Source organism: Leclercia sp., from assembly GCF_036780805.1.
Lineage (GTDB): Bacteria > Pseudomonadota > Gammaproteobacteria > Enterobacterales > Enterobacteriaceae > Enterobacter.
In genome coordinates this window covers 77399-101111 of record NZ_DAIQCE010000002.1, presented here as the reverse complement: position 1 = coordinate 101111, position 23713 = coordinate 77399, and the positions used below count along the sequence as shown (strand labels likewise).

Below are 23713 nucleotides of genomic sequence, written 5' to 3'. Positions count from 1 at the left end.
AGGATCCCATGAAAACAACAACACTGAGCATCTGGCTCGGTGGGGTGATGCTCGGGCTTATCAGCGCGGCCGGGCAGGCCGCTCCCTGGACGCTCGAACACACCCTGGCCGAAGCCCAACGCTACTCGGCGGCGTTATCCGCCAGCCGTAATGAGGCCCGGGCGCTGGATGCAATGGCAGATTCCGCCACCCAGTTACCCGATCCAAAACTGAAATTCGGCATTGAAAACGTGCCGGTACAGGGCAGCAATGACCGCCGTTTCACCCGGGAAGGGATGACCATGCAGCGGGTCGGCATCATGCAGAGCTACGTCAGCCATGAGAAGCGGGAGCGAAAGGCGCAAACCTTGCAGGCTCAGGCGCGCGGCGTGCTGGCAAAGGCGGACGCGGTGCGTGCTGCCCTGCAGCGGGATACCGCCCAGGCCTGGCTGGAGCTGGCTCTGACACAGCAGGGGCTGCACACGGCCGAGCGGCTGGTCGATGAGACGGCGCGCCAGCTGAATGTGCAGAAGGCCAGCGTCGGGGCCGGAAGCGCCAGCCCCGACAGCGTGCTGACCCTGCGCATGACCCTCAGCGCCATGCGCGACAAAGCGACGCTGGCGAGGCGTGACGTTCAACTGGCCCAGAGTCGGTTACTGCAACTCACCGGCCAGCAGGTCGAGGACGTGAAGGGGCCGCTGCCGCGCTATCAGCGCCTGCCTGCCGACGTCAGCCAGCTCGAAGAGGCCATTGCCCATCACCCGGAAGTGGAAGCCGCACAACGTGAAGCCGAGACCGCGAAAGCCCGCTCGGCGCAGTCGGCGGTGGCGGCGATCCCGGATGTGGATGTCGAGGTGTTCTACGCCCATCGTGCTGAGGGCTATGACGATATGGCCGGGGTGATGTTCACGGTCGATCTGCCGCTGTTCCAGTCGCGGCGTCAGGACAAAGACTATGCCGCAGAGGTCTCCCGCTCCCTGCAGGCGGTGGATGAACTCACGCTGATAAAGCGCGAGCACATCGCGCAGGTGCAGTCGCTGGTGGCCAAGTACCAGGCGGCGCAGTCGCTGTGGCAGCGCCAGCGTGAAGACGTGCTACCCCTCCAGCATCAGCGGCTGACGGTGCTGAATGCGCAATATCGTTCGGGTCAGTCAGAGCTGCCCGCCCTGCTTGAGGCCCGCCGCAGCGTGCTGGACAGCGAACTGGCAGTTAATCAGGCCGAGCGCGAGATGGCGCGCACCTGGGCTGCGATCCAATGGTTAATCCCCCAGGAGCTAGCACAATGAAAATCACATTCCGGGTTGCAATCCCTCTGGCACTGCTGCTGACCGCTGGCGGCTATTACGCCGGGCAGCGTCACGCTTCGCACGAGGCAGGGCCTGCCCCAGCCGAACGCAAGGTGCTCTACTGGTACGATCCCATGGTGCCGGGCCAGCGTTTTGACAAGCCGGGGCGGTCGCCGTTTATGGATATGGACCTCGTGCCGCGCTATGCCGATGAGGAGAATGCGCCAGCAGGCGTGGGGATCAGCGCCGCCCAGCAGCAGAATCTGGGTATGAAAACTGCCCGCGTTGAGCAGCGACAGCTGGTGCCTCCTTTCTCCGCTTTTGCCACCATTGCCGCTGATGAACGCAGCGTCACGGTGCTCTCCGCACCCGCGGCGGGCGTGGTGACGAAGCTGTATGTCCGGGCGCCGCTCCAGCAGGTAAACGCTGGTGAAGCGCTGGCCGAGCTGTGGATCCCCCAGTGGACGCAGGCGCAGCAGGAGTATCTGGCGGTGCGCGCGTTAGGCGATGCTGCCCTGACCGCCGCCGCCCGCGAGCGGCTAAAGCTGCAGTTTATGCCGGAGGAGGTGATTCGCGCTCTGGAACGCAGCGGAAAGCCGCAGACCTCGCTGATCCTCAGGGCGCAGCATGCGGGCTATGTGACGAAACTGGACGTGCGCGAAGGGGCGCAGGTGGCGGCGATGACCGCGCTGTTTGAAATGGCGCGACGCGATCCGGTCTGGCTGGTGGTGGATTATCCCCAGTCGCAGGCGCAGGCCCTGAGCGTCGGCAGCGAGATGGTGGCGACCTCAGAGAGCTTCCCGGGGATGCGTTTTCATGGGCGGGTCAGCGAGCTGCTGCCGCAGATGGATATCGCCACGCGTACCCTGAAGGCGCGAATAGTTGTGGACAATCCACAGCACCAGCTCAAACCGGGCATGTTTCTGACCGTCTCCCGGGCGCAGTCGGAGCGGGGTGCGCCAGTTCTGGCGGTGCCGGAAGAGGCGGTGATCGACACCGGGAGTAGCAAACGGCTGCTGCTGGCCAGCGGCAACGGCTATTTCCAGCCGGTGAACGTGGAGACCGGTCTCACCGCACAAGGGTGGACAGAAATCCGCTCCGGCGTGCAGGTGGGGGATGAGGTGGTCACCTCCGGGCAGTTCCTGATCGACTCCGAAGCCAGCCTGCGCAGCGTGCTGCCGGAGGTGGCGAAATGATCGCGGCGGTAATCAAAGCCTCCCTGCGCAACCGGCTGCTGGTGATCCTCGCGGCGCTGATCATGGCGGGATGGGGGATCTGGGCGGTACAGCGGGCACCGCTGGATGCGCTGCCGGATCTGTCGGACGTGCAGGTGATCGTTCGCGCCAGTTTCCCGGGCAAAGCGCCGCAGGTGATTGAAGATCAGGTGACCTGGCCGCTGACGACCTCGATGCTTTCGGTACCCGGCGCGAAAACGGTGCGCGGGTTCTCGATGTTTGGTGATGCCTACGTCTACGTGCTGTTTGAGGACGGCACTGACCTGTACTGGGCGCGCTCGCGGGTACTGGAGTATCTGAGTCAGGTCCAGTCGCAGCTGCCGGCCGGGGTAAACGTCGCCCTGGGCCCGGATGCCACCGGGGTAGGCTGGATCTACGAATATGCCCTCATCGACCGCAGCGGCAGGCACAGTCTGGCCGATCTGCGCGCCATTCAGGACTGGACTCTGAAATTTGAACTCAAGAGCGTGGCCAACGTGTCGGAGGTGGCCAGCATCGGCGGCATGGTGCGTCAGTATCAGGTCATTGCCGATCCGGCAAAAATGCGGGCCCTGAACATCACTCACGCCCAAATCGTGACGGCGTTGCAGGCGGCCAACAAAGAGAGCGGCGGGGCGCTGCTTGAGAAGGGCGAGGCGGAGTATATGGTGCGCACCACGGGCTATCTGCAAAGCCTGGAGGATTTTCGCCAGGTGGTGATCGCCTCCCGTGATGGGGTACCGATCCTGCTGGAGGATGTGGCAAGCGTGGGCTACGGCCCGGAGATCCGTCGGGGCGTGGCCGAGCTGAACGGCGAAGGCGAGGTGGCCGGCGGCGTGGTGGTGATGCGCTACGGGCAAAACGCGCTGGAGACGCTGCATGCGGTAAAAGCGAAGCTGGCTGAGCTGCAAAAAACGCTCCCCGCTGGGGTGGAGATCGTCCCGGTCTACGATCGCTCAACGCTGATTGAGGATGCCGTCAAAACGCTTACCCACAAGCTGCTGGAGGAGTTCGTGGTGGTGGTGCTGGTCTGCGCTCTGTTCCTGTTCCATTTCCGTTCAGCCCTGGTGGCGGTGGTCTCGCTGCCGCTGGGCATTCTGGGCGCGTTCGTGGTGATGCACTATCAGGGGATTAACGCCAACATCATGTCGCTCGGGGGGATCGCCATTGCCATTGGCGCGATGGTCGATGCGGCGATTGTGATGATCGAGAACATGCACAAGGTGCTGGAGCAGTGGCGTCACGACAACCCGGGTCAGGAACCGGCTTCTGCTGACTACTGGCGGCTGGCGGAGCGGGCGGCCATTGAGGTGGGCCCGGCGCTGTTCTGCAGCCTGCTGATCATCACCCTGTCGTTCATTCCGGTCTTTTCGCTGGAGGCGCAGGAAGGGCGGATGTTCGCCCCGCTGGCGTTCACCAAAACCTGGGCGATGGCGGTGGCGGCGGGACTTGGCATTACGCTGGTGCCGGTATTAATGGGCTATTTCATTCGCGGACGTATCCCGGATGAGAAAGCGAACCCGATAAACCGGGTACTGATCCGCCTGTATGAACCGCTGCTGGACCGGGTGCTGCGCTTTCCAAAGGTGACCCTGGCGCTGGCGGCGCTCCTGCTGCTGGTCACGCTCTGGCCGCTGAGTCGGCTGGGGAGCGAGTTTATGCCGCCGCTGAACGAGGGCGACCTGCTGTACATGCCCTCAACCCTGCCGGGGATCTCGGCCCGGGAAGCGGCTCGCCTGCTGCAACAGACGGACCGGCTGATAAAAAGCGTGCCGGAGGTGGCGACGGTGTTCGGCAAGGCCGGGCGGGCGGAGACGGCAACCGATCCGGCGCCGTTAACCATGCTGGAGACGACCATTCACTTTAAGCCGCGCGACCAGTGGCGACCCGGGATGACGCCGGAGAAGCTGGTAGAGGAGCTGGATCGTACGGTGCGGGTGCCGGGCATTGCCAACGTCTGGGTACCGCCGATCCGCAACCGCCTCGACATGCTGGCGACCGGGATCAAAAGTCCGGTCGGTATCAAGGTCAACGGTAACAATCTTGCGGATATTGAACGGGTTGCGCAGCAGATAGAACAGGTCGTGAAGCAGGTGCCAGGCGTCACTTCGGCGCTGGCGGAGCGGCTGGCGGGCGGACGTTATGTCGATATCCGAATCGATCGCCAGAAGGCCGCGCGCTACGGCGTCTCCGTGGAGGAGCTGCAGGGCATGGTCGCCACGCTGGTCGGCGGCGATAAGGTTGGGGAGGTGATCCTCGGGCGTGAGCGTTACCCCATCAATCTGCGCTATCCCCGCGACAGCCGGGATAACGTCGATAAATTGCGGGCACTGCCGGTCATTGCGGCCAACGGCAGCCAGATTGCGCTGGGCGAGCTGGCGGATATTCAGGTGACCGAAGGGCCACCGATGTTGAAAAGTGAAAATGCCCGGCTCTCGAACTGGATCTATGTGGATCTGCGCGGACGCGATCTGAAATCGGCAGTGGAAGAGATGCAGCAGCGGGTGACCCAGGAGGTTATTTTGCCGCAGGGGGTATCGCTCGCCTGGTCGGGACAATTTGAATATCTGGAACGGGCCACCGCGAAGCTGAAAATAGTGCTTCCGGTCACCCTGGTGATTATATTTGTTCTGCTCTGGCTGACCTTTAAACGTATTTCAGATGTACTTATCATCATGGGAACATTACCTTTTTCCCTTATTGGAGGGGTATGGTTATTATGGCTTCTGGAATATAATTTATCGGTGGCGGGTGCCGTTGGGTTTATTGCCCTGGCGGGTGTTTCGGCAGAGTTCGGCGTTATTATGGTGCTGTATCTTAATCAGGCGCTGGATAAATATCGGATGCGGGATGCCCATGGTGGAAATGCCTTATTAATGCAGGCTATTCACGAGGGGGCTGTCCTGCGCGTGCGTCCCAAAGTGATGACCGTAGCCACCATCATGGCTGGGTTACTACCGGTGATGTGGGGTGGAGGCAGCGGTGCAGAGGTGATGCAGCGTATTGCTGCGCCGATGATCGGCGGCATGGTCAGCGCGCCGCTGTTATCCATGTTGGTTATTCCTGCGCTGTATAAATTGTTGCATCAGCGTTAATCATTATCAATTGCGCCTTAAATATTTAAGGCGCACACTCTTTCACCAGGAATAATCCTATCTAACTGGGTTAATAATTAAGATAAACGCCCTTGTCGCCAGGCTTTCCATTCAATTATTGTAGACAAGAACACGCAGCGAATAGTTAAATGGTAAGCAAATTGTGACAATCATTAATAAGTATTTCCTTATTTTTCCTTTTATTTTTGCTCAGTTAACTTTTTCGACTGCGGCAACGGCTAAAGACGTTCCCCCTCTTAAAGCCTGGGTCAAAACTATCCATAACGATATGATTGAAACCTGGGAAGCACCCGAGCATTACGATCTTTATGTGCCGGCCATTACCTGGCATGCCCGCTTTGCTTACGATAAAGAGAAGACCGATCGCTATAATGAGCGTCCCTGGGGGGCGGGGTTTGGCCAGTCACGCTGGGATGACAAGGGTAACTGGCATGGCCTTTACGCGATGGCGTTCAAAGACTCTTACAATAAATGGGAGCCTATTGCGGGCTACGGCTGGGAGAAAACCTGGCGTCCGCTGGCCGATGATAATTTCCATCTGGGTCTCGGTTTTACCGCTGCCGTGACGGCGCGTGATAACTGGAATTACATTCCCCTTCCGCTGGTTCTGCCGCTGGCCTCTGTAGGGTACGGCCCGGCCACTTTCCAGATGACCTATATACCGGGCACCTATAACAACGGCAACGTCTATTTTGCATGGATGCGCTTCCAGTTTTAACTGAAAAAACTTTACCTGGTGGTGATTTAATAGACACTTATTGAATCGTAAAGGATAAAAATTGGGGGCTAAAAATTAACGCGACTTTTGTCACTTTTCTTCAAAAAGGCGCTTTACAAAACCGCTCACAATTGTTGTACTGATACCCGACACAGCATTTGTGTCCAATTTTCATGTAAAGGTAATTTTGATGTCTAAGATTAAAGGTAACGTTAAGTGGTTTAATGAATCCAAAGGATTCGGTTTCATTACTCCGGAAGATGGCAGCAAAGACGTGTTCGTACACTTCTCTGCAATCCAGAGCAATGGTTTCAAAACCCTGGCTGAAGGTCAGCGCGTTGAGTTTGAAATCACTAACGGTGCCAAAGGCCCTTCTGCTGCTAACGTCATCGCTCTGTAATTCAGACGAGACCAGCAAGAATTTCAAAACCCGCTCTCTGAGCGGGTTTTTTTCGTTCTGATTCAGCTAAACAAGTACAGTCTCAAAAAGCTGGCAACAATGGCCACGCTCAGCACTACCATCCCCGCATTTGTTATTTTCTCTTTCATTGCGTCACCCTCAGTGTATGTGGTGACAGGTTGCCTGAGAAAAATTAAGCCAACATTAAGGTCTGCGTCTTTTAGTGAGCATTCACCGCAGAAATTAACCAAAATGCGAGGGCGGTCATCATTAACGAACCCAGCAGATTGACCGCAATGTTCAGTAGCGCCCAGGCCGCGCGCCCGTCCTGCAGCAGAAACACCACCTCTGCCGAGAACGTCGAGAACGTCGTCAGGCCGCCGCAGAAACCGGTGGTGATGAGAAGCTTCCACACCGGATCGATGTGGGTCATTCGGTTAAACCATGCCAGACCCAGCCCAATGATAAAAGCGCCGATAAGGTTGGCCGTGAGCGTCCCGAACGGGATCTGCTGATGCAGAGGGTTCAATCGCATGCTTAACAGCCAGCGCGCCACGCTTCCTGTGCCCCCGCCGATAAAAACGGCTAAAAGAAGTTGAAACACGAGCAATACCTGCTATTTGATGTGTAAGGACGTTGAGTGTAACGCCGTTTAAGGCAAGGGGAAAATATGTATGTTGCGGTTGGACAATTTGCAGTAACGGCGAACTGGCAAAAAAATGCCGAAACCTGCGTTTCGCTGATGTCGCAGGCGGCAGCGCAGGGAGCATCGCTGCTGGTGCTGCCCGAAGCATTGTTGGCGCGCGATGATAACGATCCCGATCTGTCCGTGAAATCGGCCCAGCCGCTGGACGGCGGCTTTCTGACGATGCTGCTGACAGAGAGTGCCCGTAACACGCTGACCACGGTGCTGACCCTGCATGTCCCGTCAACCGCAGGCAGGGCGATTAACACCCTGGTGGTTCTGCGTGGCGGGAAGATCGTTGAGCAGTATGCCAAGCTGCATCTTTATGATGCGTTCAGTATCCGGGAATCGAGGCTGGTGGATGCCGGAACAAGGGTACCACCGCTGATCGACATCGACGGCATCCGCCTGGGATTGATGACCTGCTATGATTTGCGCTTCCCCGAGATGGCGTTGAATCTGGCGCTGGCAGGGGCGGAAGTGTTGGTCCTGCCTGCGGCGTGGGTCAAAGGGCCGCTCAAGGAGCACCACTGGTCAACGCTGCTGGCGGCCCGGGCGCTGGACACTACCTGCTATGTGGTAGCGGCAGGGGAGTGCGGCAATAAGAATATCGGCCAGAGCCGCATTATCGACCCTCTCGGGGTGACGATTGCGGCTGCGGCAGAGGGGCCGGCGTTGCTGTTAGCTGAGATTAGCCAGGAACGTGTAGCCCTGGCGCGTCAGCAGCTGCCGGTACTGCGCAACCGACGTTTTGCGCCTCCGCAATTATTGTGACGTTTTTTAAACAACGCTTGATTCACCTTGTTACAGATTGCTATTGTGTGCGGGCGTCAAATGACCGTTAATAACGTCAGGTTTTTAAGGCGCGAAACGCAGCCTGTTTACGTCAAGAAGGTATCTATGGGTGAGATTAGTATTACCAAACTGCTGGTGGTGGCCGCACTGGTTGTCCTGCTGTTTGGTACCAAGAAATTACGTACGCTGGGCGGAGACCTGGGTGCTGCCATCAAAGGCTTTAAGAAAGCGATGAACGACGATGACGCCACGGCCAAGAAAGCCGATGCGGATATCGCTGCCGAGAAACTCTCCCACAAAGAGTAACGGCCACGCCTCATGGCTTGCGATAGAAAAAAACCGGCTCAGGCCGGTTTTTTTATGGGTGAAATGTAAACCTTTGTGACGGGATTACTTCACTTCTTCGCCTTTCGCCTGCATATCGGCGTGATAGGACGAACGCACGAACGGGCCGCAGGCAGCATGGGTGAAGCCCATCGCCATCGCTTCGGCTTTCATCTCATCAAACTCTTCCGGGCTGACGTAGCGCTGAACCGGCAGGTGGTGACGGCTTGGCTGCAAATACTGGCCCAGCGTCAGCATGGTGACGCCGTGACGACGCAGGTCGCGCATCACTTCGACGATCTCTTCGTTGGTTTCACCCAGACCGACCATCAGACCGGATTTGGTTGGGATCTCCGGATGCGCTTCTTTAAAACGCTCCAGCAGCTTCAGCGACCAGTTGTAATCGGCACCCGGACGCACCTGACGATAGAGGCGCGGTACGTTTTCCAGGTTGTGGTTAAACACATCTGGCGGATTGGCGTTGAGGATCTCGAGCGCGCGGTCCATACGGCCACGGAAGTCGGGTACCAGCGTTTCGATTTTGATGTTCGGGCTTTTTTCGCGGATAGCGGTGATGCAATCGGCAAAGTGCTGAGCTCCACCGTCGCGCAGATCGTCGCGGTCAACGGAGGTGATAACCACGTAGCGCAGCGCCATATCAGCAATCGTCTGACCCAGTTTCTGCGGTTCATTGGCGTCAGGGGCGACAGGACGACCGTGGGCAACGTCACAGAACGGGCAGCGGCGGGTACAAATCGCGCCGAGGATCATAAAGGTCGCGGTGCCGTGGTTAAAACATTCAGCAAGGTTCGGGCAGGAAGCCTCTTCACAAACGGAGTGAAGGCCGTTTTTGCGCATCGCCGCTTTGATTCCCTGAATACGCGAAGAGTCCGCCGGAAGTTTAATTTTCATCCATGCCGGTTTTCTTAACAGCGCTTCGCGCTCCGTAGCCACGTTTTTAACCGGGATTAGGGCCATTTTATCGGCATCACGGTATTTAACACCGCGTTCCATCACAATGGGTTTACTCATAGCGTGCGTCTTCCAGTTGCGAAAATCGAAGGAAAGCGTTTCAATTCAAGGGAATGTTGTATTTATCAACTATTTTTGAACGAACGACAGGCAGTATATCATTGATACGGACGATAAAGCAGCCTGCCCGGTCGCCAATTTGTAAAATAGTTGTTGTTTAGTGCCTTTTGCGGGAGAGTGCACGCTTTTGAGGAGGGTGGCCCCTTTTCAGAAGGCCTGGCGGATGACGTTAATCAGATTTTCCAGCACCGGATCGCGCAGGCTCAGCTTGTTGTAATACAGCGAGATTTCAACGCACTCGGCGTTAAGCGGGGCGAAGGGGATCTGTTCCAGTGGCCAGCAGTGGCGTACCAGGTTAAACAGGCGCTCCGGGATGATGCCAATCAGGTCGCTGCTGCCAATAAGCGCGGCAATCGTAAAGAGATTGTAACTGCTGAAGTTGACCTGCTTTTCCGGGAAGATGTCATTGATGCGTTGTCGCAGCCCATTCAGGTTTTGGCCTTCCAGCATCAGCAGCGTTTGCTCGTAGTGCTGAAGATTGTCCACCGTGGGAGCCTGGCTCAGCGCCGGATGGTGTTTACGGCAGATCAGCAGCAGTCTGTCAGCGAACAGGAGGTTGTGGCTCAGGGCGCGGGCATTCAAAGAGTTGCTGTCTACGATCAGGTCGGTCTGAAACTGGCCTAACTGCGTTTCGGCGTCATTGACCGAAATATTACGCAGCATCAGGTGTGGCGCATGCGCCTTCACGGCCTGATAGATCTGCGGCAGCACCAGCGCGCCTACGGTCGGGGTAGTACCAATGGTGATGGTGCGCTGCTTATCGTAGCTGCCGGTTAAATCCAGCGCCCCGAGAATCGACTCCAGCCCCTGGCTGATGTACTCGTGCAGATGCGTGGCGTAGGCGGTGGGGGTCACGCCCTGGCCTTTACGAATAAACAACGGGTCGGGAAAAATTGTCCGTAGTTTTTGAATGGACTGACTTATTGCCGAGGGAGTGAGATTAAGAATTTTCGCAGCATTAACGATGCCTTTGTGGACGTAAACCGCTTCAAAAATCGTCAATAAATTGAGATCGATATTGCGTAAAGTCCGAAAAATTTGTGGTTTTGCTTCACTACCTGGATCGCTCAAGCGCTTTTCTGGAGAATTATTATTATCCACGCCATTCCTCCCTCTTCATTCACAATATAAATAATAGTTGAATTTAAATAATGTGCTTATTGTTATGGTCAAACTGTTTTCGCGAATTAACATTCTAAGTGAAATCATCGGGTTGCCTAAATTTTGCGCAGGCGAAATCCGTGCCAGGCGGTTGGCCATGCCGGAGCAGAAAACGGGTAAATGCTTATACACAGGCGCGTTGCGGGCTTTTTGAAAATATAGAAACTACGGATTGTTGTAAAGCGTAAAAGGCCTGAAATAAGAATGGCCCATCAAATAATGAGCCAACCGGAACCGTTAATTAAGCAGGAATATATTTATGGGGTGGATTGTTAAGCCGCGCTAAAAAAGCATTAATCAAATGAGGCCGTGCAATTTCTGGGGTAATGTTCTCTACCCACTGATGCATTTGCGCCATTTCCATCCCGGCATAACCGCACGGATTGATTCGCTGGAAAGGTGAAAGGTCCATATTGATATTTAATGCAAGGCCGTGAAAAGAGCATCCTTTACGAATACGCAGACCCAGTGAACATATTTTCTTTTCGCCGACATAGACGCCAGGCGCATCCGCACGCGGGTGCGCATCAATATCAAATTCCGCCAGCGTATTGACCACCGTCTGTTCAAGCAGGGTCACCAGTTCGCGCACGCCGAGCTTCCTGCGTTTTAAATTGAGCAGGACATACATCACCTGTTGTCCCGGCCCGTGATAGGTAATTTGCCCGCCACGATCGCTCTGGATCACCGGGATGTCGCCAGGCATCAGCAGATGCTCTGCTTTTCCGGCCTGACCCTGGGTAAACACCGGGGGATGCTCTACCAGCCAGATCTCATCCAGCGTGTTCTCGTCGCGCGTGTCAGTGAATGCATGCATAGCCTGGGAGACAGGTTCATAGGGCTGCAGCCCAAGCTGGCGGACGAGAATAGTATCCTGATACAAAACGATATCTCCGAACGAAGGGACAAACTGTAGCGGGGAGTATATCACAGAGGGGAAACAGGTTACCCGGCGATGCGGGTAACCGAAAGGCGTTACAGCACCATACGTACGATATCGATATTACCGAGCTCTTCGTACAGCGTCTCGACTTGTTCAATATGCGTTGCCGTGATGGTGATAGACACGGAATGGTAGTTGCCTTTGCTGCTTGGTTTCACCGTCGGAGAGTAGTCGCCTGGCGCATGGCGCTGTACCACTTCAACCACCTGATCAACCAGCTCAGGCAACGCCTGTCCCATTACTTTGTAAGTAAAAGGAGTAGGGAATTCAAGCAGTTCGTTAAGTTTGGTTTTCATGTAAGCTCCGGCAGTACGTCAAAAAATAATAACTCCCACATCGGGTGGGAGTTATCAGGTTACATAGTATATGGGGATGGAAATCACACTTTCAAGTGTTCAATTCTTAACCAAACCAGTGATGGAACATCAATTTAATGTAATCAATGATTTTGCCGAAGAAATTGCCTTCCGGGATTTCGTCCAGCACCACCAGTGGGCGCTGATCGATGGTTTTGCCATCGAGCTGGAAGTTAATCGTGCCCACAACCTGGTTTTTCTTCAGCGGGGCGTGCAGCTCGCTGGCGTTCAGCACATAGCTGGCCTTCAGATCTTTCATGCGGCCGCGTGGGATTGTCAGGTAGAGATCTTTATCGACGCCCAGAGAGGCGCGATCGTTATCACCAAACCAGACCGGCTCAGAGGCGAACTCTTTGCCCGCTTTCAGTGGGTTCACGGTTTCGAAGAAGCGGAAGCCCCAGGTCAGCAGTTTTTTACTCTCGGTTTCACGTCCTTTGAAGGTACGGCCACCCATTACCGCAGAGATCAAACGCATCTGGCCTTCGGTGGCAGAGGCCACCAGGTTGTAGCCGGCTTTGTCGGTGTGACCGGTTTTGATGCCGTCAACGTTCAGGCTGTTATCCCACAGCAGGCCGTTGCGGTTGGTCTGACGAATACCGTTAAAGGTAAACTCTTTCTCTTTATAGATGGTGTATTCGTTCGGCACGTCACGGATCAGCGCCTGGCCAATGAGGGCCATATCGCGTGCGGAGCTGTACTGACCGTCAGCATCCAGGCCGTGTACGGTCTGGAAGTGGCTGTTTTTCAGGCCCAGCGCGGTGACATAGCTGTTCATCAGGCCGACGAAGGCGTCCTGGCTACCCGCGGCAAAGTCTGCCATCGCCACGCAGGCGTCGTTACCGGACTGCAGGTTGATACCACGGATCAGCTGGGAAACAGGAACCTGCATGCCGGGTTTCAGGAACATCAGAGATGAGCCTTTAAACACCGGGTTGCCGGTGGCCCACGCATCGTTACCGATGGTCACCAGGTCGGTTTCTTTGAATTTACCTGCTTTCATGGCCTGACCGATGACGTAGCTGGTCATCATTTTGGTCAGACTGGCCGGGTCGCGTCGTGAATCCGCGTTCTGTTCAGCCAACACTTTGCCGGAGTTGTAATCGATCAGGATGTAGGATTCCGCGTCGATCTGCGGAACGCCCGGGATCATGGTCTTGATATTCAGGTCATCGGCGTGAGCAACGGAGAGCGTGGCTGCGCAAAGCGCCGTAGTGAGCGCCATGCGCTGCATAAAACGAGCGGAGAAAGTGGTCTTCATGGTCAGAACAACGACATCCGTGATGGAATTAAAAAAAGTGCCTTACTATAGCAAATGCTATACAGGCAGGCATCCGACTTTCCGCATGAGAGTGTGAATCAACATGACAAATAATGACAATTCGGATACCGCTGATTAATCATTTTGCAACAGCGATAAATGACTGTAACTGCGCTTCATTCTGCAGACGTTGCTGTAAAGCCGCCGCCTGAGATTTGCTGGCAAACGGGCCTAGCTGAATACGCCATACCGCGCCATTTTGCTCAACGCGACCCGGCACGCCAAACTGCTGGCCGAGGCGCTGCTGATACTGCTGGGCACGCGCCTGGTCGCTGACCGCGCCAACCTGAACGACGTAGCCGCCGGCCTGGGCTGGGGCAGAAACGGGGGCCGTAACCGGAGCCTGAGTCGGTGCGGTAACAGGGGCCGTGACCGGTGCCGTCTGGTTCACCGGCGCGGCGACCACCGGCTGAGGGGCAGGCGGTTCGCTGCCTTCCAGCACGCCAGGAGCGAGGGTAGTCGGAGCGCCAAGGAAGCCGCTGCTGCTGACCGGCGCGCCCATGCTGTCTTCGCTTTTCAGCGTGTCGTTACTGATGGGACGCACGTCACCCTGTGGCGCAGGTTCGGAAACGGACGACGCACTACCCATACCGCCACTCAGATCGGGACGCGCGGGCAGGGCATAGGTCTGTTTAGCCACGGTAGTACAGGCCATACCCGGGCCGGAGAGCGTACCGTCCTGAGCGACAATAATCGGGTCGATACGCACTTTGGTGTTATTAGAGGTATTCAGGCGGTCGGCCGCGGCGCGCGACAGCGAGATCGCACGATCGTTGCCGTAAGGGCCGCGATCGTTGATACGCACCACGATCATCCGGCCGTTCGCCAGGTTGGTGATACGCGCATAGCTCGGGATCGGCAGCGTCGGGTGCGCAGCGGTGAGCTGCATCGGGTCAAACGCTTCGCCGCTGGCGGTCAGGTTGCTTCCCGGCTCGGCATCATAAATAGCCGCCAGGCCTGCCTGACTGAATCGGGAAAGATCCTGAACAATTTTGTAGCTTTTACCGTCGCGTTCGTAATCCTGATTGGCGGTAGCGCTCAGCGGTTCAAAACGCGGATCGGCTCCGCTGATCTCAACGACCGGACCATTACAAACTGCCGGCTGCGCCGGTGCGACGGTCGCTTGCTGCTGACCATCGTCACTTGTACAGGCTGCCAGTAAACTCACTGCGATGCAGATCCCAGACCACTGCTTACGCATTGCGTGCCCCTTATACGCTTTTTGACAACATTTTTCTGTGTGTGTGGATCGACATGACGATCCCGAACCCGGCCATCAGAACAATCAGGGCCGAGCCTCCGTAACTCACCAGCGGAAGCGGTACGCCTACCACCGGCAGAATACCGCTCACCATACCAATATTTACGAAAACATAAACGAATAAAATCAACATCAAGCCACCGGCCATCACGCGGCCAAAGGTGGTTTGCGCCCGGGCGGCTATCCATAATCCGCGCATGATTAACAGCAGGTACAGCGCCAGCAGGATCAATATCCCGACCAGGCCTAACTCTTCCGCCAGAACCGCGAAGATAAAGTCGGTGTGGCGTTCGGGCAGAAACTCAAGCTGCGACTGGGTACCGTGCAGCCAGCCCTTACCGCGCAGGCCGCCAGAGCCGATCGCAATCTTCGACTGTATAATATGATAGCCTGCTCCGAGCGGGTCGCTCTCCGGATCCAACAACATCATCACGCGCTGGCGCTGATAATCGTGCATCAGGAAGAACCACAGGATCGGGATAAAGGCGGCGACCAGCACCACCGCAATGCCAATAAGCCGCCAGCTCAGCCCGGAAAGGAACAGCACGAACAGGCCGGAGAGGGCGATCAGAATCGAGGTGCCGAGGTCCGGCTGCGCGGCCACCAGCAGCGTCGGCAGGAAGATCAGCACCAGTGCGATAGCGGTGTTTTTCAACGACGGCGGGCAAACGTCACGGTTAATGAAGCGCGCCACCATCAGGGGGACGGCGATTTTCGCAATCTCTGAGGGCTGAAAGCGCACAATACCGAGGTCGAGCCAGCGCTGCGCCCCTTTTGAGATGGCGCCAAAGGCATCCACCGCCACCAGCAGAATAATACAGAAAATATAAAGATAGGGCGCCCAGCCCTCGTAGACCCGCGGAGGGATCTGCGCCATCACCACCATGATCACCAGGCCCATAGCGATCTGGCCGATCTTACGTTCCGTCATGCCGAGATCCTGGCCGCTGGCGCTCCAGATGACCAGCGCACTGTAGACCAGAAGGGCCAGCAGGATCAGCAGCATGGCGGGGTCGATGTGGATCTTGTCCCACAGCGATTTTTTATTCGGATTATCCGTCACGATTATTGGTCCTCCGCGCCGGCGGCAGCCGGGCTTTCACTCGGCAATTCAGTGTTGTTATCACCCAGCATGATGTGGTCAAGGATCTGGCGCATGATGGTACCGACCGCCGGGCCTGCACCGCCGTTTTCCAGAATAATCGACACGGCGACCTGCGGGTTATCGTATGGAGCAAACGCAATCATCAGCTTATGGTCACGCAGACGTTCAGCGATTTTATGCGCGTTATAGGTTTCGTTCGCTTTCAGGCCAAAGACCTGAGCGGTACCGGATTTCGCCGCGATTTTATAAGGTGCGCCGGCAAAGTACTTGTGCGCCGTGCCGTTCGCACGGTTGGCTACGCCGTACATCCCGTCTTTGGCAATTTCCCAGTAACCGGAATGGATATCGCCCACCGGCGGCTCGTGCGGCTGCGACCAGGGCACTTTTTTGCCGTCTTCGACGGTGCTCATCAGCAGATGTGGCACTTTCACCACCCCGTCATTGATAAGGATCATCAGCGCTTTGTTCATCTGGATTGGGGTGGCGGTCCAGTAACCCTGGCCGATCCCCACCGGAATGGTGTCCCCTTGATACCAGGGTTTTTTAAAGCGTTTCAGCTTCCATTCACGGGTTGGCATGTTGCCGGAACGCTCTTCTGACAGGTCGATACCGGTGTAATGACCATAGCCAAATTTGCCCATCCATTCCGACAGACGGTCGATGCCCATGTCGTAGGCAACCTGATAGAAGAAGGTATCTGCCGACTCCTCCAGCGATTTGGTAACGTTCAGATGACCGTGGCCCCACTTCTTCCAGTCGCGGTAGCGTTTTTCAGAGCCAGGCAACTGCCACCAGCCCGGATCGAAGAGGCCGGTATTGCGGGTGATCACCCCGGCGCTCAGCGCGGAGACCGCCACATAAGGTTTCACCGTCGAGGCTGGCGGATAGACACCCTGCGTCGCGCGGTTTACCAGCGGCGTGTTCGGATCGTTGAGCAGGCCAGCATAGTCCTTGCTGGAGATGCCATCGACAAACAGGTTCGGGTCATAGCTTGGGGTCGAAACCAGCGCCAGAATGCTGCCGCTGCGCGGGTCGCTCACAATGACCGCCGCACGGCTGCCAGCCAGCAGGGTTTCAACATACTGCTGGAGTTTAAGATCCAGAGTCAGATAGATGTCATGCCCGGCCTGAGGCGGCACCTCTTTCAGCTGGCGGATCACCCGGCCACGGTTGTTGACTTCAACCTCTTCGTAACCGGTCTGGCCGTGGAGCATATCTTCGTAGTAGCGCTCAATGCCCAGCTTGCCGATATCGTGCGTCGCCGCGTAGTTGGCGAGCTTGCCGTCTTTGTCCAGCCTGTCGACGTCTTTATCGTTAATTTTCGAAACATAGCCGATGACGTGCGTCAGGGCAGAGCCGTACGGATAGAAACGGCGTTTGTAGCCTTTGACTTCCACACCGGGGAAGCGGTACTGGTTCACGGCGAAACGGGCAACCTGCACCTCGGTGAGGTTGGTTTTTACCGGGATCGACGTAAAGCGATGCGAGCGGGAGCGCTCTTTTTTAAAGGCGGCAATATCGTCATCATTGAGATCGACCACGCTGCGCAGCGCGTCGAGCGTATCCTGCACGTTATCGACCTTTTCGGGCATCATTTCAATCTGGTAGATCGTGCGGTTCAGCGCCAGTGGCGTACCGTTGCGATCGTAGATAATGCCGCGGCTGGGGGCGATGGGGACGAGTTTGATGCGGTTTTCGTTGGAGCGGGTCTGGTAATCGGTAAAACGGACAATCTGCAGATTATAGAGGTTGGCGATCAGCACGCCAGTCAGCAGCAAAATCCCCAAAAAGGCGACCAGCGCCCGGCGCACAAACAGCGCGGACTCAGCCGTATAGTCGCGAAAAGAATTCTGTAGTTTCATCCGCTGCTTAATTTATCCAGGACGTCATCATTACTCACGGTGATAAGGATGGTTAGTCGTGATGCTCCACGCGCGATAGAGACTTTCAGCAACCAACACCCGAACCAGCGGGTGGGGCAGCGTCAGCGCGGAGAGAGACCAACTCTGTTCTGCTGCCGCTTTGCAGGCGGGAGATAACCCCTCCGGACCGCCAATTAACAGGCTGACGTCGCGACCGTCCTGCTTCCAGCGCTCCAGTTCATGCGCCAGCTGCGGTGTATCCCAGGGCTTGCCCGGAATATCGAGCGTGACGATGCGGTTTTTGCCTGCGGCAGCCAGCATCAGTTCACCCTCTTTGTCGAGAATGCGTTTGATATCTGCGTTTTTGCCGCGTTTGCCGGCGGGGATCTCCACCAGCTCAAACGGCATGTCTTTCGGAAAACGACGCAGATATTCGGTAAACCCCGTTTGTACCCAGTCGGGCATTTTTGTGCCGACGGCTACCAGTTGCAGCTTCACGCATTAACCCCAGAGTTTTTCCAGCTCATACAGACGACGGCTCTCTTCCTGCATGACGTGGACAATCACATCGCCAAGGTCAACAACGACCCAGTCAGCGGTCGCTTCGCCTTCTACGCCCAGCGGCAGCATACCGGCGGCGCGGGATTCCTGAACCACATGGTCAGCGATGGAAGCCACATGGCGAGTGGAGGTACCGGTGCAGATAATCATGCAATCGGTGATGCTTGATTTGCCCTGAACGTCGATGGTGATGATGTCCTGACCTTTCAGATCATCAATTTTGTCGATAACAAAATCCTGGAGTGCTTTACCCTGCAAGTTTTCCCCCTGGGAAAGTGAGATTGAATAACTGTAAATTCGTAGCCAGACAGTATACCTGAACTGGCCGCAGTGTCGGGACAAATGTCACCGGACGGGCCTGCGAAGGCGGGTATCATCCCACCCTATGCCGGAGATTGCATCGCCATTTTTGTAAAACAGTTTTTGTAAAACAGTGCTGGCGGGAAGTCTGGCAGCGGAGGATATCAGCCTGGACGGGGGTGTCAATGGCGAGAGCGCGAATGGCGCGCTTTTTCTCCCGCCATCCAGTCAGTTGCTGCTTTTCTGATACAGACCCTGCTGTTGAATGTAACGCAGCACTGCAGCCGGTAACATCTCATCGCAGGGGAGCCCCTGCTGCAGACGCTGGCGGATCAGGGTGGCCGAAATATCAAACCACGGTGTTTCCGCCAGAAAGATTTTCCCGGCCGGCAGGCTATGCAGATCTTCAGCCTGATACGTCAGGTGCTGCTCGAGCCACCGTTGATGCTGCTCCTCTTTCATCGTCAGGGCATAGCCCGGGCGACGACAGACGATCAGATGGCTGTTATCGAGGATCGTCTGATACTGATACCAGCTCGGGAAGTTAAGCAGCGAGTCCTGACCGATGATAAACGCCAGCGGTGTCTCCGGCCCCTGTTCGGCGCGCCACGCCTGCAGCGTTTCGGCGGTATACGACGGGGTGTCCCGGCGCAGCTCGCGTTCATCAAGGCGAAACAGCGGCTTATCGGCGATCGCCAGCTGCAGCATCGCTTTGCGCTGGGCAGGGCTGGCCTCGGGCTGCGGGCGGTGCGGCGGCACGTTGTTCGGCATAATAGTGACGCATTGCAGGCCAATCTGGTTCGCCAGAATTTCGACCGGTTTCAGATGCCCGTAGTGTACCGGGTCAAAGGTGCCGCCAAACAGGGCCTGTAGAGTGCGCATCTCTTACCCTTCTATAAAAATATCGGCCAGCGCTTTGTGGCACAGCAGCAGTGAAAGGCTTTCCAGCTCGGACCAGATCGACTGGCCGTAATCCTGCTTGAGGGTCAGCTCGGTACGCGTCAGCAGCTGAACGGCCTGACGCAGCTGTTCCGGGCTCAGGCGGTTCAGGGCCTCGGTGGTCATGCCGCGACGGTTCTGCCAGACCCGATGTTTATCAAAAAGGGTGCGCAGAGGTGTGTGCGCTGACTGACGCTTCAGGGTCAGCAGCAGCAACAGTTCCCGTTGTAAGGTGCGGAGCAGGATCACCGGCTCACTGCCTTCAAGACGCAGCTGTTGCAGGATATGCAGGGCGCGCTTGCTCTTCGCTGAGAGCAGGGCATCAACCCAATGGAAAGGGGTGAAGTGGGCCGCGTCGTTAACCGCCTGCTCGACGCGCGGCAGGGTCAGCTTGCCATCCGGCCAGAGCAGCGACAGCCGCTCGAGGGCCTGAGCCAGAGCCAGCAGGTTGCCTTCGTAGCAGTAACAGAGCAGCTGGTTCGCCGCATCATCGAGCTGCAGATTGTTCTGCTTTGCCCGGGCCGCCACCCATTTCGGCAGATGGGTCTGCTCCGGAGTCTGGCAGGTCACCAGCACCGAATGGTTTGCCAGCGCCGTAAACCAGGCGGCATTCTCCTGGGCTTTGGTCAGCTTGTTGCCGCGCACAATCAGCAGAAGATCGCTGTGCAGCAGACTCACCAGCGTGGCCAGTTGTTCATTGAGGGCCGCATTGGGGCCATTTTCCGGGAGCTGAATAAGCAGGGTTTGCCGGGCGGCAAACAGACTCATCGCCTGGCAGAGGGAGAAAATCTCCTGCCAGTCGGTGCTGTTATCCAGTGTGAAGCTGTGGTGCTCGTCAAAGCCCTGGGTCGCAGCCATCTGACGTACGGCGTCCTGGCTTTCCTGCAGCAGCAGAGGATCGTTTCCGAGAAGCAGATACGCCGCGCGCAGCCCTTCATTGAGCTGCGCGCGGAGTTGTTCAGGGTACAACCTGAGCATTACTGACCCAGCGTCGTGGAGACGCGAGGTGAGGATGCCGTTGGCTGAGCGGAAGGCTGAGCTTTAAGGTCATTCTCTTTTTCAGCGGTATGGACGCTTGGCAGCTTACGGATCAGCTGCTCCGCTGCCTTGTCATACATTTCGTTGATGATAATGGACTGCTCAGCATCTTTCGCCAGCGCAGTCTGTGGGTTATCGAAGAACGAACGGTAGACCTTGGTGCTGATCGGGTAAATATCGCTACCCGGGATCAGAACCGCGGCGTGCACTTCCATCACCATCTGGTATTCCGCAGTACGACCATCCTGGAAGATGGAAGCAGTATCCTGGCTCAGGGTAGAGCTCAATACGCGGAAGGACGGTATATCCTGGCGCAGCGTCCCTTTTTCGATCAGATCAACGCCGTTAAGACGCAGCTGGTTACGAATGGCACGGCTCAGCGGACCATTTGGATCGCCCGAATCGAAAATCATCGTTTTCATCTTTTCCGGCACCTGTGTGGTGTTGCGCAGGTGCCAGCCACAGCCGGCGGTGACCAACACCGCCAGCGATAACAGTAATGTTGCCAGTTGTCGCACGCTTCCTCCCGCGCTTAGCCAACGACCAGGTTCAGCAGTTTACCGGGCACGTAGATCACTTTACGTACGGTAACGCCATCGAGATACTTCGCCACCAGATGTTCCTGGCCAGCACGCTCGCGGACCTGCTCTTCGGTTGCATCAACCGGAACAGTGATTTTACCGCGAACTTTGCCGTTGACCTGCACGACGACCAGCGTGGTGTTTTCCACCATTGCGGATTCATCCGCCACCGGCCAGGGTGCATTGTCGATATCGCCTTCACCGTTCAGCTCCTGCCACAGGGTAAAGCTGGCGTGAGGGGTGAACGGGTTCAGCATACGGACAACCGCCAGCAGCGCTTCACGCATTAAGGCACGATCCTGCTCGCCTTCCTGCGGGGCTTTCGCCAGCTTGTTCATCAATTCCATAATAGCCGCAATTGCGGTATTGAAGGTCTGACGGCGACCAATATCATCGGTCACTTTAGCAATAGTTTTATGAACATCACGACGCAGCGCCTGCTGATCTTCCGTCAGCGCCGCGGTATCCAGTGCTGGTGCCTCGCCCTGAGAGGTGTGCTCGTAAACCAGTTTCCAGACACGTTTCAGGAAGCGGTTAGCCCCTTCAACGCCGGACTCCTGCCACTCCAGGGTCATGTCTGCCGGGGAGGCAAACATCATGAACAGACGCACGGTATCGGCACCGTAACGCTCAACCATCACCTGCGGGTCGATGCCGTTGTTTTTGGACTTCGACATTTTGCTCATGCCGGTATACACCAGCTCATGACCTGCAGCATCTTTCGCTTTAACGATGCGGCCTTTCTCGTCGCGCTCAACGATGGCATCAACCGGGGAGACCCAGTTACGCTCGCCGTTAGCACCCACGTAGTAGAAGGCATCTGCCAGCACCATGCCCTGACACAGCAGCTGTTTCGCTGGCTCGTCAGAAGTCACTAGGCCTGCGTCGCGCATCAGCTTGTGGAAGAAGCGGAAGTAGAGCAGGTGCATGATGGCGTGTTCGATCCCGCCAATGTAGATATCCACCGGCAGCCAGTAGTTTGCTGCATCGGAATCCAGCATGCCTTCCTGATACTGCGGGCAGGTATAGCGCGCGTAGTACCAGGAGGACTCCATAAAGGTGTCGAAGGTGTCGGTTTCACGCAGCGCAGGCATGCCGTTAACGGTGGTTTTCGCCCACTCAGGATCGGCTTTGATTGGGCTGGTGATGCCGTCCATGACCACGTCTTCCGGCAGGATCACCGGGAGCTGATCTTCCGGGGTTGGGATCACGGTGCCATCTTCCAGGGTGACCATCGGGATTGGCGCGCCCCAGTAACGCTGACGGGAAACACCCCAGTCGCGCAGACGGTAGTTAACTTTACGCTCGCCAACGCCCAGTGCCGCCAGCTTGTCGGCAATGGCGTTGAAGCCCTCTTCGAAGCTCAGGCCGCTGAATTCACCGGAGTTGAACAGGGTGCCTTTCTCGGTCAGCGCCTGCTCAGACAGATCCGGCTCAGAGCCGTCTGCCGCGAGGATAACCGGCTTGATGGCCAGGTTGTATTTGGTGGCAAATTCGTAGTCGCGCTGATCGTGACCCGGAACGGCCATCACCGCGCCCGTACCGTACTCCATCAGCACAAAGTTGGCTGCCCAGACCGGGATCGCTTCGCCGGTCAGCGGGTGCGTGGCGTAGAAACCGGTAGCAACGCCTTTTTTCTCCATGGTCGCCATATCGGCTTCGGCCACTTTGGTGTTGCGGCATTCGTCGATGAAGGCAGCCAGTTCCGGATTGTTCTCTGCCGCTTTCTGCGCCAGCGGGTGACCTGCGGCCACGGCCAGGTAGGTCGCGCCCATGAAGGTGTCCGGGCGGGTGGTGTAAACGGTCAGCTTCTGGTCGTAGTTTTCAACGTTGAAGGTGATTTCCACCCCTTCAGAACGGCCGATCCAGTTGCGCTGCATGGTTTTTACGGTATCTGGCCAGTGATCCAGATTGTCCAGATCGCTCAGCAGCTCGTCCGCGTAAGCGGTGATTTTGATAAACCACTGCGGGATCTCTTTACGCTCAACTTTGGTGTCGCAGCGCCAGCAGCAGCCGTCGATAACCTGTTCGTTAGCGAGAACGGTCTGATCGTTGGGGCACCAGTTAACGGCGGAGGTTTTCTTGTAGACCAGCCCTTTTTTGTAGAGCTCGGTGAAGAACTTCTGCTCCCAGCGGTAGTATTCCGAGGTGCAGGTCGCCAGCTCACGGCTCCAGTCATAGCCAAAGCCCAGCATTTTGAGCTGGTTTTTCATGTAGGCGATGTTGTCGTAGGTCCATGGTGCTGGCGCGGTGTTGTTTTTTACTGCAGCACCTTCAGCCGGCAGGCCAAACGCATCCCAGCCGATTGGCTGCAGGACGTTTTTACCCAGCATGCGCTGATAGCGGGCAATCACATCACCGATGGTGTAGTTACGCACGTGGCCCATGTGTAGTCGGCCAGAAGGATAGGGAAGCATCGACAGGCAGTAATACTTCTCTTTGCTCTCGTCTTCGGTGACTTCAAAAGTGCGCTTCTCGTCCCAGTGTTGCTGGACTTTCGATTCTATCTCTTCCGGGCGGTATTGCTCTTGCATGGCAGCCAGTGGTCCTGTGTTCAATACAGCTACAAACGTAGCCAATGGATGTGGTATTTCAGATCCGCATAGCATAGCCCAAACGTCCGCGTCAAAACAGCCTTTACCTCAAAAGCGCCTTGCAGGAATTTACGCAGAGTGTGGA

At 56.7% G+C, this 23713-nt stretch carries 22 protein-coding genes; 7 read left to right on the top strand and 15 right to left on the bottom strand.

The genetic code is table 11. From position 1 onward, the window contains the following. Window positions 1-8: 8 nt before the first annotated feature. From V7Q49_RS09785 to cspE, 5 genes are all read left to right on the top strand, one after another. Window positions 9-1265 carry a TolC family protein gene (locus V7Q49_RS09785; protein ID WP_333850690.1) on the top strand — a complete coding sequence of 419 codons (1257 nt, stop codon included), beginning with the start codon at window positions 9-11 and terminating at the stop codon, window positions 1263-1265. Beyond that, window positions 1262-2461 carry an efflux RND transporter periplasmic adaptor subunit gene (locus V7Q49_RS09780; RefSeq protein ID WP_333850688.1) on the top strand — a complete coding sequence of 400 codons (1200 nt, stop codon included), beginning with the start codon at window positions 1262-1264 and terminating at the stop codon, window positions 2459-2461. Before V7Q49_RS09785 ends, V7Q49_RS09780 begins: the two co-directional genes overlap by 4 nt. After that, a complete protein-coding gene (locus V7Q49_RS09775) occupies window positions 2458-5574 on the top strand; it encodes an efflux RND transporter permease subunit (protein ID WP_333850686.1) in 3117 nt (1038 codons plus the stop codon). The genes V7Q49_RS09780 and V7Q49_RS09775 overlap by 4 nt, the downstream gene beginning before the upstream one ends. A gap of 163 nt (window positions 5575-5737) precedes the next feature. Beyond that, window positions 5738-6313, top strand: coding sequence for a lipid IV(A) palmitoyltransferase PagP (gene pagP, locus V7Q49_RS09770; RefSeq protein WP_333850684.1), 576 nt, complete (start codon window positions 5738-5740; stop codon window positions 6311-6313). A 190-nt stretch (window positions 6314-6503) separates the two neighbouring features. Beyond that, window positions 6504-6713 carry a transcription antiterminator/RNA stability regulator CspE gene (gene cspE, locus V7Q49_RS09765; RefSeq protein WP_002439184.1) on the top strand — a complete coding sequence of 70 codons (210 nt, stop codon included), beginning with the start codon at window positions 6504-6506 and terminating at the stop codon, window positions 6711-6713. A 220-nt stretch (window positions 6714-6933) separates the two neighbouring features. On the opposite strand, the gene crcB is transcribed toward cspE, so the two are convergent. Beyond that, on the bottom strand, window positions 6934-7317 hold the full coding sequence (gene crcB / locus V7Q49_RS09760; RefSeq protein WP_106992321.1) for a fluoride efflux transporter CrcB: 384 nt from the start codon (window positions 7315-7317) through the stop codon (window positions 6934-6936). A 66-nt stretch (window positions 7318-7383) separates the two neighbouring features. Between crcB and V7Q49_RS09755 the strand changes: the two genes are divergently transcribed. Further along, on the top strand, window positions 7384-8172 hold the full coding sequence (locus V7Q49_RS09755; protein WP_333850678.1) for a deaminated glutathione amidase: 789 nt from the start codon (window positions 7384-7386) through the stop codon (window positions 8170-8172). Between the two features lie 126 nt (window positions 8173-8298). Beyond that, window positions 8299-8499, top strand: coding sequence for a twin-arginine translocase subunit TatE (gene tatE, locus V7Q49_RS09750; RefSeq protein ID WP_333850676.1), 201 nt, complete (start codon window positions 8299-8301; stop codon window positions 8497-8499). Between the two features lie 84 nt (window positions 8500-8583). Here the strand turns inward: tatE and lipA are convergent, their stop codons facing one another. The 14 genes from lipA to leuS all read right to left on the bottom strand — a co-directional run bounded on the left by lipA (window position 8584) and on the right by leuS (window position 23568). Further along, window positions 8584-9549, bottom strand: a complete 966-nt coding sequence (gene lipA, locus V7Q49_RS09745) for a lipoyl synthase (RefSeq protein WP_333850674.1) — start codon at window positions 9547-9549, stop codon at window positions 8584-8586. Between the two features lie 207 nt (window positions 9550-9756). Continuing rightward, window positions 9757-10710, bottom strand: coding sequence for a YbeF family transcriptional regulator (locus V7Q49_RS09740; RefSeq protein ID WP_333850672.1), 954 nt, complete (start codon window positions 10708-10710; stop codon window positions 9757-9759). Between the two features lie 301 nt (window positions 10711-11011). Next, window positions 11012-11653: a lipoyl(octanoyl) transferase LipB gene (gene lipB / locus V7Q49_RS09735; RefSeq protein ID WP_333850670.1), complete on the bottom strand. Its 642-nt coding sequence runs from the start codon at window positions 11651-11653 to the stop codon at window positions 11012-11014. A 92-nt stretch (window positions 11654-11745) separates the two neighbouring features. Then, complete coding sequence (ybeD, locus tag V7Q49_RS09730; protein ID WP_003022706.1) at window positions 11746-12009, bottom strand: DUF493 family protein YbeD; 264 nt, start codon at window positions 12007-12009, stop codon at window positions 11746-11748. 106 nt (window positions 12010-12115) lie between these two features. Beyond that, window positions 12116-13327 carry a D-alanyl-D-alanine carboxypeptidase DacA gene (dacA, locus tag V7Q49_RS09725; RefSeq protein WP_333850612.1) on the bottom strand — a complete coding sequence of 404 codons (1212 nt, stop codon included), beginning with the start codon at window positions 13325-13327 and terminating at the stop codon, window positions 12116-12118. A 139-nt stretch (window positions 13328-13466) separates the two neighbouring features. Continuing rightward, a complete protein-coding gene (rlpA, locus tag V7Q49_RS09720) occupies window positions 13467-14588 on the bottom strand; it encodes an endolytic peptidoglycan transglycosylase RlpA (protein WP_333850611.1) in 1122 nt (373 codons plus the stop codon). Between the two features lie 10 nt (window positions 14589-14598). After that, the gene (gene mrdB / locus V7Q49_RS09715) at window positions 14599-15711 is read right to left on the bottom strand and encodes a peptidoglycan glycosyltransferase MrdB (RefSeq protein ID WP_333850609.1); all 1113 of its coding nucleotides are present in this window, start codon (window positions 15709-15711) and stop codon (window positions 14599-14601) included. 2 nt (window positions 15712-15713) lie between these two features. Then, window positions 15714-17615, bottom strand: coding sequence for a peptidoglycan DD-transpeptidase MrdA (mrdA, locus tag V7Q49_RS09710; protein WP_333850607.1), 1902 nt, complete (start codon window positions 17613-17615; stop codon window positions 15714-15716). A gap of 30 nt (window positions 17616-17645) precedes the next feature. Then, window positions 17646-18113 carry a 23S rRNA (pseudouridine(1915)-N(3))-methyltransferase RlmH gene (gene rlmH / locus V7Q49_RS09705; protein WP_003858701.1) on the bottom strand — a complete coding sequence of 156 codons (468 nt, stop codon included), beginning with the start codon at window positions 18111-18113 and terminating at the stop codon, window positions 17646-17648. Window positions 18114-18116: 3 nt separating this feature from the next. After that, entirely contained in the window at window positions 18117-18434 is a 318-nt protein-coding gene (rsfS, locus tag V7Q49_RS09700; protein ID WP_333850606.1) for a ribosome silencing factor, read from the bottom strand. A 270-nt stretch (window positions 18435-18704) separates the two neighbouring features. After that, the gene (gene nadD / locus V7Q49_RS09695) at window positions 18705-19358 is read right to left on the bottom strand and encodes a nicotinate-nucleotide adenylyltransferase (RefSeq protein ID WP_333850604.1); all 654 of its coding nucleotides are present in this window, start codon (window positions 19356-19358) and stop codon (window positions 18705-18707) included. Between the two features lie 3 nt (window positions 19359-19361). Beyond that, the gene (holA, locus tag V7Q49_RS09690) at window positions 19362-20393 is read right to left on the bottom strand and encodes a DNA polymerase III subunit delta (protein WP_333850602.1); all 1032 of its coding nucleotides are present in this window, start codon (window positions 20391-20393) and stop codon (window positions 19362-19364) included. Continuing rightward, a complete protein-coding gene (gene lptE / locus V7Q49_RS09685; RefSeq protein WP_333850600.1) occupies window positions 20393-20971 on the bottom strand; it encodes an LPS assembly lipoprotein LptE in 579 nt (192 codons plus the stop codon). Before lptE ends, holA begins: the two co-directional genes overlap by 1 nt. A 14-nt stretch (window positions 20972-20985) precedes the next feature. Then, the gene (gene leuS / locus V7Q49_RS09680) at window positions 20986-23568 is read right to left on the bottom strand and encodes a leucine--tRNA ligase (RefSeq protein ID WP_333850598.1); all 2583 of its coding nucleotides are present in this window, start codon (window positions 23566-23568) and stop codon (window positions 20986-20988) included. Between the last annotated feature and the right edge of the window lie 145 nt (window positions 23569-23713).

Excerpts from the sequence above, each read along its gene's own strand:
- ybeD (WP_003022706.1), bottom strand. The coding sequence starts at position 12,009 with ATGAAAACCAAACTTAACGAACTGCTTGAATTCCCTACTCCTTTTACT.
- cspE (WP_002439184.1), top strand. The coding sequence starts at position 6,504 with ATGTCTAAGATTAAAGGTAACGTTAAGTGGTTTAATGAATCCAAAGGA.
- mrdA (WP_333850607.1), bottom strand. The coding sequence starts at position 17,615 with ATGAAACTACAGAATTCTTTTCGCGACTATACGGCTGAGTCCGCGCTG.
- tatE (WP_333850676.1), top strand. The coding sequence starts at position 8,299 with ATGGGTGAGATTAGTATTACCAAACTGCTGGTGGTGGCCGCACTGGTT.
- holA (WP_333850602.1), bottom strand. The coding sequence starts at position 20,393 with ATGCTCAGGTTGTACCCTGAACAACTCCGCGCGCAGCTCAATGAAGGG.
- dacA (WP_333850612.1), bottom strand. The coding sequence starts at position 13,327 with ATGAAGACCACTTTCTCCGCTCGTTTTATGCAGCGCATGGCGCTCACT.
- V7Q49_RS09785 (WP_333850690.1), top strand. The coding sequence starts at position 9 with ATGAAAACAACAACACTGAGCATCTGGCTCGGTGGGGTGATGCTCGGG.
- V7Q49_RS09755 (WP_333850678.1), top strand. The coding sequence starts at position 7,384 with ATGTATGTTGCGGTTGGACAATTTGCAGTAACGGCGAACTGGCAAAAA.
- nadD (WP_333850604.1), bottom strand. The coding sequence starts at position 19,358 with ATGCGCACTCTACAGGCCCTGTTTGGCGGCACCTTTGACCCGGTACAC.
- V7Q49_RS09780 (WP_333850688.1), top strand. The coding sequence starts at position 1,262 with ATGAAAATCACATTCCGGGTTGCAATCCCTCTGGCACTGCTGCTGACC.
- V7Q49_RS09775 (WP_333850686.1), top strand. The coding sequence starts at position 2,458 with ATGATCGCGGCGGTAATCAAAGCCTCCCTGCGCAACCGGCTGCTGGTG.
- leuS (WP_333850598.1), bottom strand. The coding sequence starts at position 23,568 with ATGCAAGAGCAATACCGCCCGGAAGAGATAGAATCGAAAGTCCAGCAA.
- rlpA (WP_333850611.1), bottom strand. The coding sequence starts at position 14,588 with ATGCGTAAGCAGTGGTCTGGGATCTGCATCGCAGTGAGTTTACTGGCA.
- lipA (WP_333850674.1), bottom strand. The coding sequence starts at position 9,549 with ATGAGTAAACCCATTGTGATGGAACGCGGTGTTAAATACCGTGATGCC.